Annotated in this window: 12 protein-coding genes and 2 tRNA genes; 6 read left to right on the top strand and 8 right to left on the bottom strand. The window is 66.5% G+C overall.

Translation table 11 applies throughout. The annotated features are described in order from the left end of the window. A partial coding sequence (gene fdhD / locus A8G08_RS06575) for a formate dehydrogenase accessory sulfurtransferase FdhD (protein ID WP_157108430.1) occupies positions 1-664 on the top strand: 664 nt, incomplete at its 5' end. 33 nt (positions 665-697) lie between these two features. Here fdhD and clpX read toward each other — a convergent pair. The 5 genes from clpX to A8G08_RS06550 all read right to left on the bottom strand — a co-directional run bounded on the left by clpX (position 698) and on the right by A8G08_RS06550 (position 5,374). Beyond that, a complete protein-coding gene (gene clpX, locus A8G08_RS06570) occupies positions 698-1,978 on the bottom strand; it encodes an ATP-dependent Clp protease ATP-binding subunit ClpX (RefSeq protein ID WP_068271756.1) in 1,281 nt (426 codons plus the stop codon). Between the two features lie 321 nt (positions 1,979-2,299). Further along, a complete protein-coding gene (locus A8G08_RS06565; RefSeq protein WP_068271752.1) occupies positions 2,300-2,968 on the bottom strand; it encodes an ATP-dependent Clp protease proteolytic subunit in 669 nt (222 codons plus the stop codon). Between the two features lie 68 nt (positions 2,969-3,036). After that, positions 3,037-3,624, bottom strand: coding sequence for an ATP-dependent Clp protease proteolytic subunit (locus A8G08_RS06560; RefSeq protein ID WP_068271750.1), 588 nt, complete (start codon positions 3,622-3,624; stop codon positions 3,037-3,039). Positions 3,625-3,810: 186 nt separating this feature from the next. Further along, positions 3,811-5,205, bottom strand: coding sequence for a trigger factor (gene tig / locus A8G08_RS06555; RefSeq protein ID WP_084435990.1), 1,395 nt, complete (start codon positions 5,203-5,205; stop codon positions 3,811-3,813). 92 nt (positions 5,206-5,297) lie between these two features. After that, a tRNA-Pro gene (locus tag A8G08_RS06550) sits at positions 5,298-5,374 on the bottom strand. Positions 5,375-5,501: 127 nt separating this feature from the next. On the opposite strand from A8G08_RS06550, the gene A8G08_RS06545 reads away from it, so the two are divergent. Beyond that, positions 5,502-5,575, top strand: a tRNA-Gly gene (locus tag A8G08_RS06545). A 120-nt stretch (positions 5,576-5,695) separates the two neighbouring features. Beyond that, positions 5,696-6,472 carry a GA module-containing protein gene (locus tag A8G08_RS06540; RefSeq protein WP_068271744.1) on the top strand — a complete coding sequence of 259 codons (777 nt, stop codon included), beginning with the start codon at positions 5,696-5,698 and terminating at the stop codon, positions 6,470-6,472. 15 nt (positions 6,473-6,487) lie between these two features. On the opposite strand, the gene A8G08_RS06535 is transcribed toward A8G08_RS06540, so the two are convergent. Together A8G08_RS06535 and A8G08_RS06530 are read right to left on the bottom strand one after the other, a co-directional pair. Next, positions 6,488-7,285, bottom strand: coding sequence for an Fpg/Nei family DNA glycosylase (locus A8G08_RS06535; RefSeq protein WP_068271741.1), 798 nt, complete (start codon positions 7,283-7,285; stop codon positions 6,488-6,490). 6 nt (positions 7,286-7,291) lie between these two features. Further along, complete coding sequence (locus A8G08_RS06530; RefSeq protein ID WP_068271739.1) at positions 7,292-7,765, bottom strand: ribose-5-phosphate isomerase; 474 nt, start codon at positions 7,763-7,765, stop codon at positions 7,292-7,294. Positions 7,766-7,890: 125 nt separating this feature from the next. On the opposite strand from A8G08_RS06530, the gene A8G08_RS06525 reads away from it, so the two are divergent. After that, positions 7,891-8,814 (top strand): M48 family metallopeptidase, encoded by a 924-nt coding sequence (locus A8G08_RS06525; RefSeq protein WP_084435989.1) that lies wholly within the window; start codon positions 7,891-7,893, stop codon positions 8,812-8,814. A gap of 147 nt (positions 8,815-8,961) precedes the next feature. Here A8G08_RS06525 and A8G08_RS06520 read toward each other — a convergent pair whose 3' ends face one another. Beyond that, the gene (locus tag A8G08_RS06520; protein WP_068271737.1) at positions 8,962-9,600 is read right to left on the bottom strand and encodes a mycothiol-dependent nitroreductase Rv2466c family protein; all 639 of its coding nucleotides are present in this window, start codon (positions 9,598-9,600) and stop codon (positions 8,962-8,964) included. A gap of 191 nt (positions 9,601-9,791) precedes the next feature. Here A8G08_RS06520 and A8G08_RS06515 point away from each other — a divergent pair, with 191 nt between their 5' ends. After that, positions 9,792-11,015 (top strand): NAD(P)/FAD-dependent oxidoreductase, encoded by a 1,224-nt coding sequence (locus A8G08_RS06515; protein ID WP_068271735.1) that lies wholly within the window; start codon positions 9,792-9,794, stop codon positions 11,013-11,015. A gap of 103 nt (positions 11,016-11,118) precedes the next feature. Next, on the top strand, positions 11,119-12,600 hold a 1,482-nt coding region (pepN, locus tag A8G08_RS06510; protein ID WP_068271733.1), incomplete at its 3' end, for an aminopeptidase N.

Raw genomic sequence — 12,600 nt, 5'->3', positions numbered from 1 at the left:
GATCATCGCCGAGCGCACTGACGTCGACACGATCCGGTACTGCGACGGTGCCCCCGACCGCAGGTCGGCCAATGGCACCGCCGAGGCCAGCGCGAATACGTACAACGTCCTGGACGTGACACTGCGCGCCGCCACCGGCGCAGTCGTCCCGCCCGACGCACGCAGTTTCCTCACCACGAGCGCGTGCGGAGTCTGCGGGAAAACCTCGCTCGATCAGGTGCGAACCAAATCGCGATTCGACATCGCAGCGACCGAACTGCAGGTGGCCGCGCAGGTTCTCGCCGATATGCCGGACACCCTGCGCGAACACCAGCGGGTGTTCGACGCGACGGGCGGGCTGCATGCGGCGGCCCTGTTCACCGCCGACGGCGAACTCGTGGTGTTGCGGGAGGACGTGGGCCGGCACAACGCCGTGGACAAGGTGGTCGGCTGGGCGCTCGACAACAGCCGTATCCCGGCAGCCGAGCTGGTGCTCATCGTCAGCGGCCGCGCGTCCTTCGAACTGGTGCAGAAGTCCGTGATGGCCGGAATTCCGATGCTGGGTGCCGTGTCGGCGCCGAGCTCACTGGCCGTGGACCTCGCCGAGGAGTCCGGAACGACCCTGATCGGCTTCCTGCGCGGCGACTCGATGAACGTCTACACAAACGCGCACCGGCTCCGCTGAGCCGGTGCGCGGGGTGAGCTTGTTGGGTGCGGGCTAGGCCGACTTGTCGCGGCGCTCCGAACGGTCGCGCTTGCGCGGCACGATGGTCGGTAGCACGTTGTCCACGACGGTCTCCTCGGTGACGACCACCTTCGCGACGTCGTCCCGGCTGGGGATGTCGTACATGACCGGCAGCAGCACTTCTTCCATGATCGCGCGCAGGCCACGGGCGCCGGTGCCACGCAGGATCGCCTGATCGGCGACTGCCTCGAGGGCATCGGTGGTGAACTCGAGCTCCACACCGTCCATCTCGAACAGTCGCGTGTACTGCTTGACCAGCGCGTTCTTCGGCTCCGACAGGATCTTGACCAGCGATTCCTTGTCCAGGTTCGTCACCGACGCCACGACCGGAAGACGGCCGATGAACTCGGGGATGAGACCGAACTTGATCAGGTCCTCGGGCATGACCTCGGCGAAGTGATCGCGCGTGTCGATCTCGGCCTTCGAGTGCACCTCGGCACCGAAACCGATGCCGCGCTTGCCGATCCGCTCGGAGACAATCTTCTCCAGTCCGGCGAACGCCCCGGCGACGATGAACAACACGTTGGTCGTGTCGATCTGGATGAACTCCTGATGCGGGTGCTTGCGACCACCCTGCGGCGGCACACTCGCCTGGGTGCCTTCCAGGATCTTCAGCAGCGCCTGCTGCACGCCCTCACCCGATACGTCGCGGGTGATAGACGGGTTCTCGCTCTTGCGGGCGATCTTGTCGACCTCATCGATGTAGATGATGCCGGTCTCGGCGCGCTTGACGTCGTAATCGGCCGCCTGGATCAGCTTGAGCAGGATGTTCTCGACGTCCTCACCGACATAACCGGCCTCGGTCAGCGCGGTGGCGTCCGCAATCGCGAACGGCACGTTGAGCATCTTCGCCAGCGTCTGGGCGAGGTAGGTCTTGCCGCAGCCCGTCGGGCCGAGCATTAGGATGTTGGACTTCGCCAGCTCGACCGTCTCACCGCGCGAATCGCGGCCCTTGTCGCCGGCCTGAATCCGCTTGTAGTGGTTGTAGACAGCAACGGCGAGCGTGCGCTTCGCGGTGTCCTGGCCGATGACGTAGTTCTCGAGGAAGTCCCGGATCTCGGCCGGCTTCGGCAGATCATCGAGCTTGACCTCGCTGGACTCCGCGAGCTCCTCTTCGATGATCTCGTTGCAGAGGTCGATGCACTCGTCGCAGATGTACACGCCGGGGCCGGCGATGAGCTTCTTCACCTGCTTCTGGCTCTTGCCGCAGAAAGAGCACTTCAGCAGATCGCCGCCATCACCGATGCGTGCCATCCGAGTCCCTACTTTCCTGTCCGGTCGGCCTGGTCAACGGGACTACCGCGTCGTCGGCCCTGTTGTGACGGTACCCGCACTCCGCGATTGCGGTCGACTTCTGCCGGGCGATTCGCGTACTGACATGCGCTCCCCGCCCGGGGTCGTTCGATCCTCGCGTTCGAACTTCGCCCAGCCTTGCCGGTTTTCACCGGCCTTCGCAGCAAATCGGCGGATTCGGCGTGTCGTCGTGTCGGACTACCGATTTGCCACATCGCGGTAGCCAACAACCTGCTACCAGTTCGGCCGGACACCGTCCGCAACGATGCCCGGCCGGCCCAACTACTTCTGCGCGCTCAGCTTCCGGTACTCGAACACCGTGTCGATGAGGCCGTACTCCTTGGCCTCGGCCGCGGTGAGGATCTTGTCGCGGTCGGTGTCCTTGCGGATGGTTTCCGCGTCCTTGCCGGTGTGCCGGGCCAACGTGGTTTCCATCAACCGGCGCATGCGCTCGATCTCGGCCGCCTGGATCTCCAGGTCGGAAACCTGGCCCTGGATGCCCCCCTCGACCGAGGGCTGGTGGATCAGCACGCGGGCGTTCGGGAGGCAGGCCCGCTTGCCGGGGGTACCGGCCGCGAGCAGCACCGCGGCGGCGGACGCCGCCTGGCCGAGGCACACGGTGGCAACGTCGGCGCGGACGTACTGCATCGTGTCGTAGATCGCCATCAGCGAGGTGAACGAGCCACCCGGCGAGTTGATGTACATGGTGATGTCGCGGTCCGGATCGAGCGACTCGAGCACCAGCAGCTGCGCCATGATGTCGTTCGCCGAAGCGTCGTCCACCTGCACGCCGAGGAAGATGATGCGCTCCTCGAACAGCTTGTTGTACGGGTTCGATTCCTTGACGCCGTAGCTCGAATGCTCGATGAACGACGGCAGGATGTAGCGCGACTGCGGCGCTGCAATCGGTGCCGAGGTCGGCATGCGGCTCGGGTCGAACAGATTGGCCATCTTCGTCTCCAAGAAGTTGTGGGTGGGCGTCGGTGCCGAGGCCCCCGGGGCGCTCGGGCCGAGGCTCGTTAGTTGCTCGTGCCGCCGGCCTGCTGCGCGCGCGAGATCACGTGGTCGACGAAGCCGTACTCGAGCGCCTGCTGCGCGGTGAACCACCGGTCGCGGTCCGCGTCGGCGGTGACCTGCTCCACCGACTTGCCGGTGTGCAGCGCCTGCAGCTCGTTGAGCTCCTTCTTCGTGTAGGAGAACTGCTCGGCCATGATCGCAATATCGGCCGCGCTACCGCCGATGCCCGCCGACGGCTGGTGCATCATCACGCGGGTGTGCGGCAGCGCGTAGCGCTTTCCCTTGGCGCCCGCGGTGAGCAGGAACTGGCCCATCGAGGCAGCCAGACCCATGCCGTAGGTGGCGACGTCGCACTCGGCGAACTGCATGGTGTCGTAGATCGCGAGCCCGGCACTGACCGAACCGCCGGGCGAGTTGATGTAGAGCGAGATGTCACGCTCGGAATCCTCCGCGGACAGCAGCAGGATCTGGGCGCAGAGCTTGTTGGCGATGTCGTCATCGACCTGGGTGCCGAGGAAGATGATGCGCTCGCGAAGCAACCGCTCGAACACCGAGTCGCTCAGGTTCAGACCCGCGGTCGCCGAGGTCATAGCACTGGACCTGGGCGCCTTCTTGTCGATTGTCACGGTACCTGCCTTCATTCGTGCGTTGTGCGATCGGCGAGCAAGCTCGGCGCGATCGAGAACTCCTGGCTTCCGACACAAACCCTAACGAAGAAGGGCGGCACCGGAGTCCCGGTGCCGCCCTACTTCGCTTAAAGCGGAAAAGCTACGTGCCTACTTCTCGTCGCCCGCCTCGGCGTCGACCGCCTCGGCAGCGCCCTCGACAACGGCCTCGGCGTCGTCGTCCGAACCGCCGCCGAACAGCTCCGACGTGTCGACCGCGTTGCCGTCGGTGTCGGTGACGGTGGCGCGCTCAACCACGGCGGCCAGCGCCTTACCGCGGCGCACGTCGGCGAAAACCGCGCCGAGCTGGTTCGCCTGCTGGATCTGCTGGATGAACTGATCCGGAGACATGCCGTAGCGCTGCGCCTGGAACAGGATGCGCTCCATGAGCTCGTCCTGGCCGACCTGGGTGTTCTCGGCCTCAGCGATGGAATCGAGCAGCAGCTGGGTCTTCACCGAACGCTCGGCGGCCTCGTTGGTGTCCTTGTCGAACTCCTCGCGGCTGGAACCCTGCTCCTCGAGCAGCGCGTTGAACTTGTCCTCGTCGTGATCGAGACCGTGCACGGCATCGTGCACGACAGCGTCCACCTCGGCCTTGACGACGGCCTCGGGCAACGGCACCTCGACCTGCTCCAGCAACGCCTCGAGCACCTTGTCGCGGATCGCGCCGGCCTGCTCGACCCTCTTGACCCGGGCGACGCGCTCGCGCAGATCGGCCTCGAGCTCGGCGATGGTGTCGAATTCGCTTGCCAGCTGGGCGAACTCGTCATCCGCCTCCGGCAGCTCGCGCTCCTTGACCGAACCGACGGTCACGGTGATCACCGACTCCTTGCCGGCGTGGTCACCCGCGACGAGGTTCGACGTGAAGTCCGCCGACTCGCCGGCACTCAGGCCGATGATGGCCTCGTCGAGGCCCTCGATGAGCTGGCCCGAGCCAACCTCGTGCGACAGGCCGGTGGTCTGCGCCTCGGGAACCTCGGCACCGTCGACGGTGGCCGACAGGTCGATGGACACGAAGTCGCCGCTCTGCACGGCCCGCTCGACACCGGTGAGGGTGCCGAAGCGCTGGCGCAGCGACAGCAGCTGGTCCGCGACGTCCTCGTCGTTGATCTCGATCGGATCGACGGACACGGAGATGCCTGCGAAGTCCGGCAGGGTGATCTCGGGACGAACGTCGACCTCGGCGGTGAAGGTGAGTTCCTCGCCGTCCTCGAGCTTGGTGATCTCGATCTCCGGCTGGCCGATGACCTTCACCTCGGCGGTGGTCACAGCCTCGCTGTAGCGGGCCGGCAGGGCGTCGTTGACGACCTGCTCGAGGACCGCGCCACGGCCGACGCGTGCTTCGAGCAGCTTGGCCGGCGCCTTGCCCGGACGGAAGCCCGGGATGCGGATCTGCTGCGCAAGCGCCTGGTATGCGCGGTCGAAATCACCCTTGAGTTCCTCGAAGGGCACCTCAACGTTGATCCGGACTCGCGTCGGGCTCAGCTGCTCGACGGTGCTCTTCACGGACATGCTCCTTCTGTCTTACGTTCAATGGTTCGATTGCAGGGCAATCGGTCAGGCTCGCGACGCCGACTGCTCGACGCGATGGCTCCTGCTGGTCGGGGTGACAGGATTTGAACCTGCGACCCTCCGCTCCCAAAGCGGATGCGCTACCAAGCTGCGCCACACCCCGTTCCCGACACTGCAGTGCTAATCAGCACGCAATCCTACGGTTACCCGATTACCAATTCCAAAGCCGGGTTGGGTACAGTCTGACAACGCAGACGACATCGTGGCGATCCCATCGATGTCGTGTGCCTGCCGATGTAGCTCAATGGTAGAGCCCCAGTCTTCCAAACTGGCCACGCGGGTTCGATTCCCGTCATCGGCTCCAGATTCCCGTCGAAACGCCCGCCATTGGCCGGGCGTTTTTTCGTCGCTGCCACCGGCGCTGTCCCGCCGATCCGATCGGTACGCTGAGGTTGTCCGCTTCGCCCGCTTCGAAGGAGCCCTGGTGGAGATCCTGCTCATCGTCCTGATCATTGCGGTGCTCGCCGTGGTCGTCGTCAACGTGCGGCGTTCCTCGACACAGCGCGCCACGGCATCGCTGGAGGACGCCAAGGCCGACGCGCGCCAGGCGATCGAACGCCTCGGCGGCCAGATTTACAACCTCACCGGTACCGACGAGGCTTCCAAGCAGGCCCTCGCCGATGCCTCGGAGCGCAATATCGCGGCCGGTTCGCAGATCGAGCAGGCCACCACACCTGCCCAAGCGCGGCTCGCGAAGCAGACCGCGCTCGAGGGTCTCTACTACATCCGCGCGGCGCGCGCGGCGATGGGCCTGGATCCGGGGCCGCCGGTGCCCGAACTCGATGGCCAGAAGACCGCCGGCGAGGTGAGCGAGGACCGCCGGATCGAGTACGAGGGCCGCTCGATCGCGGCGTCGCCGAACCCGTCGGCACAGACCCCGAACTACTACCCCGGTGGCCGCGTCGCGGGCCGGCCGGTCCCCGCGGGCTGGTACTCCGAACCGTGGTGGCGCCCGGCGCTGGTGGCCGGCGCCTGGGGTGTCGGGTCCGCATTGCTGTTCACCGCGATGTTCTCCGGCATGTCCGGGGTGGGTTATGACGCACACGCCTTCGAGAACGGCTACGGCGAGGGGTTTCAGGACGGCGGCGCCGGTGATTCCGGCGGCGGCGGCGGTGATGCCGGCGGCGGCGGTGATGCCGGTGGAGGCGACTACGGCGGCGGCGGAGATTGGGGCGGTGGCGGCGATTCCGGCGGCTTCTAGCTCGCCGCTACAGCGTCAGTCCGGCTGACAAGCCGGGCACCAGAACAGGTTTCGCCCTTCGAGCACGGTGTGTAGAACCGTCGCGCCACACACTCGACACGGCTCGCCGGCCCGCCGATAGACGTACGTGCGCGGCCGATTGGGGGCATACGAAGGCGCGCCGTGATCGTGCTCGCGGCGCACCGTGATGATCTTGCCGCGACGCAACCCCACCTTCATGAGAGCGACGAGGTCGGTCCACATGAGCGACCACTGCTCCTCGGTCATCGCGACGCCCGCGCGGGTCGGTGAAACACCGTGGCGGAAAAGCAGTTCCGCGCGGTACACGTTGCCGACACCGGCCAAGACCTTCTGATCCATGAGCAGCGCGGCGATCGAGCGACGCGATGCCGCGATACGCCGGAAGGCGAGCCCGGGATCGGCACGACGCCGCAGCGGATCGGGCCCGAGCCGCGCCTCGATAGCCGCCACCTCGTCCGGCCCGAGTACCTCGCATGCTGTCGGTCCGCGTAGATCGGTGCCGAAATCGGCACCGATCATCCGCATCCGCACCTGGCCGACCGGCACGGCCATGGGCAGTTCCGAATCGGTGAATGCGCCGTACAGGCCCAGATGGACATGCACGATGAGGCCCGAATCATAGTGATGCAGAAGGTGTTTGCCCCACGCCTCGGCCCTGACGAGCACCCGGCCCTCAACCGCCCGGGCGCCCTCGCTGAACTTGCCCTGCGGACTCGACACCCGTACCGGCGCGCCGGCGAAGCGCTGCTGATGCAGCCGGGCGAGCCGGTGCAGGGTGTGTCCCTCCGGCACCGCCGATCAGTCGGCCGGCAGTGCGGGCGGCGTGCCCGTGCGCTCGTACTCCGCGAGGATGTCGATGCGGCGCTGGTGGCGCTCCTCGTTCGACCACGGCGTCTCGAGGAACGCGTCGACGATGGCGAGCGCCTCTTCCACCGAGTGCATCCGGCCGCCGATGCCGATCAGCTGCGCGTTGTTGTGCTGGCGGGCGAGCTGCGCGGTCTCCACGCTCCAGGCCAGCGCGCACCGGGCGCCGGGAACCTTGTTGGCGGCGATCTGCTCGCCGTTTCCGCTGCCGCCGAGCACAATGCCGAGGCTGCCCTCGTCGGCGACGGTGCGCCGCGCGGCCTCGACGCAGAAGGCCGGGTAGTCGTCGACCGCGTCGTAAGTGAGTGCGCCGCAATCCACCGCCTCGTGACCGTTCGCGGTGAGGTGTTCGATGATCTTGCTCTTGAGTTCGAAGCCGGCATGGTCGCCACCGAGGTATACGCGCATAGGAAAATTGTCCCGCGCCGCACCCTCGGCGGGGTGACCGGGTCCACCGGCGCGTCGCCCGCGGACGGCCCGCGCGGTTCGGCAAGTCCGCCCGGCCCTGCCGCAACGGCGAATACGCTGCGGAGATGCTGCCCATTCCGCCGATCGGCCTCCCGCCGCGTGGGCTCTCGCCGTTCGGCCGCCCCGCGCTGCACTCCCTGGAGATCCCGCTGCTCGTGGTCGTCGTTGTCACGACCGGCTTCATCTACCTCGGCGCTGCCGTTGCAATTTCGGTCGGCACCATCAACCCATTCGTCCTGCTTTTCCTGCTCGCGCCGCTCGTGCTGTATCTCGGGCGCGGCCAGAACTATGCGGCGCAACGGGTCAACGGAGTCCGGATGTCGCCGACCCAGTTTCCGGAGGGGCACCGGTTGGTTGTCGAGGCTGCGGAACGGTTCGGCATGGCGAGGGTGCCGGACGCCTACGTCGTGCTGGGCAACGGACAGATCAACGCGTTCGCATCCGGCCATGGCCTCCGACGGTTCGTCGTGGTCTACAGCGACCTGTTCGAAATCGGCGGCGCGGCGCGCGATCCCGACGCGCTGGCATTCGTGATCGGTCACGAGGTGGGTCACATCGCGGCGGGCCACACCTCGTACTGGCGGCAGTTGGGCATGTTCGCGGCGCCGTTTCTGCCATTCCTCGGGCAGGCGCTCTATCGCGCTCAGGAATACACCGCCGACAACCACGGCTTCTGCAATCGGCCGCAGGGCGGCCCCGGCGCGATGGCCACCCTCGCCGCCGGGAAGTACCTCAACCGGGTCGTGGGATTCGACGAATTCGCCGACCGTGCCTGGGATGAACGCGGCTTCTTCGTATGGCTGGTCAATGGCCTCGCGACGCATCCGGTCCTGACGTGGCGAGCCAACGCGCTCCGTGACCGCAGCCGCCACGGAAAGCTCTGGTGGCGACCGAACCCGCCCGAGCCCGCAGCACCGGGTGGGCAGTGGGCCTCCGCGCAGGAGAGCCGCCCCACCGGCCCCGAGCGGGTGCAACCGCCCTCGGGTTGATTACTTTGATTGCCGGAACGTTTCCCGCGACCGGAGTGAACGGAAGCGTTCACTCCGTCTAACGCAACGAATCTTCCGTTCACGACCCGAAATCACCGGCGGCCCGAGCATCGTTGGGCGCGCGGGCCGCCGAAACGAAACGCGGTGCTATTCGAAGCTCGGGCCCTCGGTCCGGGTGCGCTTGAGTTCGTAGAAGTGCGGATAGTCGGCGAGTATCACCGACGCATCCCACAGCTTTCCGGCCTGCTCGCCACGCGGGATCCGCGACAACACCGGGCCGAAGAACGCGACACCGTTGATGTGGATGGTCGGCGTGCCGACGTCCTTGCCGACGGCGTCCATACCCTCGGCGTGACTCTTGCGCAGGGCCTCGTCGTAGGCCTCCGAATTCGCGGCCTCGGCCAACTCGGCCGGCAGGCCAACCTCTTCGAGCGCATCGGCGATCACCGCAGCGAACGTCTCGGCGCGGCTCTCGCGCTCGTACTCGTCCTTGCGGTCGTGAATTCGGGTGCCCAGCGCGGTGTAGAGCGGCGACAGCACCTTGTCGCCGTGCTGCTGCGCGGCGGCGATGGCGACGCGCACCGGCCCCCACGCCGACTTCATCATTTCCTGATAAGCCTCGGGCAGGTCACGGCCCTCGTTCAGCACCGCAAGGCTCATGACGTGGAACTCGACGTCGATATCGCGAACCTGCTCGACCTCGAGGATCCAGCGCGACGTGATCCAGGCCCACGGGCACAGCGGATCGAACCAGAATCCCGCGACGTCCTTCGGCTCTTCGGCCATGGTGCTTCCTCCTCATTCGCCCGGCGCGCAAGGCCCGAGTGCGACAAAAACGTAGTTACCCGTAAGAAGCAACATCAACCACGCTTCGATGCTTCCCGCATACCCTTTCGATCGCAGTAGGGTCGAAACCGACATAGTCGGGCCGCGGCCCACGGCTGCGCGCCTCCCATGACACGTGAGGAGCACCGAAGATGTCCGCTCAATCCACCTTCGTCATCGTCGGCGGCGGTCTCGCTGCCGTGAAGCTCGCAGAAGCACTGCGGGACAAGGACTTTCCCGGCAATATCGTGCTGATCTCGGCGGAGGAGCATCTCCCCTATGAGCGGCCGCCGCTGTCCAAGGAGTACATGGCCGGCAAGAAATCGCTCGACGACGCCACCCCATTGCCAGCCCAGTGGTATCGCGATCATCACATCGATCTGCGGCTCGGCACCGAGGTATCGGCGATCGATCCGGGCGCGCACACCGTGACACTCCCCGACGGTTCGACCGTCGGCTACGACAAACTCGCGCTCGCCACCGGATCACGACCGCGAGTTCCCGACATTCCCGGCGCCGATGCCGACGGCGTGTTCTACCTGCGCACGGTGGACGATGCCGATGCCCTGCTCTCGGCGCTGGAGTCCAGCAAGCGCCTCGCGATCGTGGGCGCGGGCTGGATCGGGCTCGAGATCGCCGCTGCGGCGCGAGGCAAGGAGGTCGAGGTGACCGCGGTGGAATTCGCGTCGCTGCCGCTACTGCGCGTACTCGGTCCCGAAATGGGCCAGGTCTTTGCCGATCTGCACCGGGACCACGGCGTCGATCTGCGATTCGAAACCGAGGTCGCCGAGATCACCACGTCCGGCGGCCGGGCAACCGGGCTGCGCCTCGGCGACGGCACGACCGTCGAGGCGGACGCAGTGCTGGTTGCGGTCGGCGCCGCACCGAATATCGAACTCGCCCAAGCCGCTGGGCTCGATGTCGACGGCGGCGTCCTCGTCGACGCGAACCTGCAGACCAGCGATCCGGACATCGTCGCTGTCGGGGATATCGCTGCGCACGAGCACCCGGTGCTCGAACAGCGAATCCGGGTCGAGCACTGGGCCAATGCGCTCAACCAGCCGGCGACCGCGGCTGCGGCCATGCTCGGCCACCCGCAGCCCTACACCAGCCTCCCCTACTTCTTCACCGACCAGTACGACCTCGGGATGGAGTACACGGGCTACGCCAGCGGCGATGCGAAGGTCGTGGTCCGCGGCGACAAGGGTGCCCGCGAGTTCGTCGCGTTCTGGCTCGACTCGGACGATCGGGTCCTTGCCGGAATGAACGTGAACGTCTGGGACGTCACCGATACGGTTAAGGCGATGATCACCTCGGGCAGGTCCGTGGACACCAGTCGACTCGCCGATCCGTCGGTTCCGCTCGATACCGTCTGACCCACCCCCGCCCGACCATCGCCCACACGTCCCGTAGACACCGGCAGCGAACGAAAATGACTGGCCGCGCGTACATCACGTACCAACGAAGGAGCACAAGGCTGTGGTAGCACCCAACCTCACCCGGGACCAGGCGATCGAGCGGTCGCGTCTGCTCACGGTCGACAACTACCGGATCGAACTCGACCTCACCGACGGGTCGGGCGCTCCGGGTGACAAGACGTTCACTTCGCGCACAACGGTGACCTTCGGTGCGCAGCCCGGGGCGACCACCTTCATCGATATCGTCGCCGAGGGCGTCCGGTCCGCTGTGCTGAACGGCACCGCGCTCGACGTGTCCGGCTACGACGAGTCCGAGGGCATCACGCTGCCGGACCTCGCCGAGACCAACGAGCTCGTGGTCGAGGCCGACTGCCGCTTCATGAACACCGGCGAAGGCCTGCACCGATTCGTCGATCCGACCGACGGCTCGGTCTACCTCTACTCGCAGTTCGAGACCGCTGATGCCAAGCGCATGTTCGCCTGCTTCGACCAGCCGGACCTGAAGGCGTCCTTCGATGTTGCCGTCACCGCACCCGAGGACTGGCGGGTTATCTCCAACGCCGCGACCGTGCAGAACGCAGGTGCGGAGCCTGCGGAGCACCGCCAAGGCGCAGCGCACGAACCGGGCAAGCATGTCTTCCGCACGACGCCGCGGATGAGCACCTACCTCGTTGCGCTGATCGCGGGTCCGTACGCAGAGTGGACCGACTCCTACACCGACGACCACGGCACGATTCCGCTCGGCATCTACTGCCGCAATTCGCTGGCCGAGCACATGGACGCCGACCGGCTGTTCACCGAGACCAAGCAGGGATTCGCCTTCTACCACAAGAACTTCGGCGTCCCGTACCCGTTCGGCAAGTACGACCAGCTGTTCGTGCCGGAATTCAACGCGGGCGCGATGGAGAACGCGGGCGCGGTTACCTTCCTCGAGGACTACGTCTTTCGGTCCAAGGTCACCCGTGCGTCCTACGAGCGCCGCGCCGAGACCGTGCTCCACGAGATGGCGCATATGTGGTTCGGCGATCTCGTCACCATGAAATGGTGGGACGACCTGTGGCTCAACGAGTCGTTCGCCACGTTCGCCTCGGTGCTATGCCAGGCGGAGGCCACCGAATACGTCAACGCGTGGACCACATTCGCGAACGTCGAGAAGTCCTGGGCCTACCGCCAAGATCAGCTGCCTTCGACGCATCCGATCGCCGCCGACATCCCGGATCTGCATGCGGTCGAGGTGAACTTCGACGGCATCACCTACGCCAAGGGCGCCAGCGTCCTCAAGCAGCTCGTCGCCTACGTCGGGCTCGAGCCGTTCCTGGCGGGGCTGCGCGACTACTTCGCCGCGCACGCTTTCGACAACGCCACCTTCGACGATCTGCTTGCCGCGCTGGAGAAGGCGTCCGGCCGCGACCTGTCCGACTGGGGCGCGCAGTGGCTGCGCACCACCGGCCTCAACACGCTGCGCCCCGAGTTCGAAACCGACGCCGACGGGAAGTTCACCTCCTTCTCGGTGGTGCAGGACGGCGCGTTGCCCGGTGCCGGC

The organism is Aldersonia kunmingensis, assembly GCF_001646865.1.
In the GTDB taxonomy this organism is placed as follows: Bacteria; Actinomycetota; Actinomycetes; order Mycobacteriales; family Mycobacteriaceae; genus Aldersonia; species Aldersonia kunmingensis.
The sequence above is the reverse complement of the archived record's forward strand: the minus strand, read 5'-3'. Positions and strand labels throughout refer to the sequence as shown.

Excerpts from the sequence above, each read along its gene's own strand:
- clpX (WP_068271756.1), bottom strand. The coding sequence starts at position 1,978 with ATGGCACGCATCGGTGATGGCGGCGATCTGCTGAAGTGCTCTTTCTGC.
- A8G08_RS06565 (WP_068271752.1), bottom strand. The coding sequence starts at position 2,968 with ATGGCCAATCTGTTCGACCCGAGCCGCATGCCGACCTCGGCACCGATT.
- A8G08_RS06560 (WP_068271750.1), bottom strand. The coding sequence starts at position 3,624 with ATGACCTCGGCGACCGCGGGTCTGAACCTGAGCGACTCGGTGTTCGAG.
- A8G08_RS06530 (WP_068271739.1), bottom strand. The coding sequence starts at position 7,765 with ATGCGCGTATACCTCGGTGGCGACCATGCCGGCTTCGAACTCAAGAGC.
- A8G08_RS06525 (WP_084435989.1), top strand. The coding sequence starts at position 7,891 with ATGCTGCCCATTCCGCCGATCGGCCTCCCGCCGCGTGGGCTCTCGCCG.
- A8G08_RS06520 (WP_068271737.1), bottom strand. The coding sequence starts at position 9,600 with ATGGCCGAAGAGCCGAAGGACGTCGCGGGATTCTGGTTCGATCCGCTG.
- A8G08_RS06515 (WP_068271735.1), top strand. The coding sequence starts at position 9,792 with ATGTCCGCTCAATCCACCTTCGTCATCGTCGGCGGCGGTCTCGCTGCC.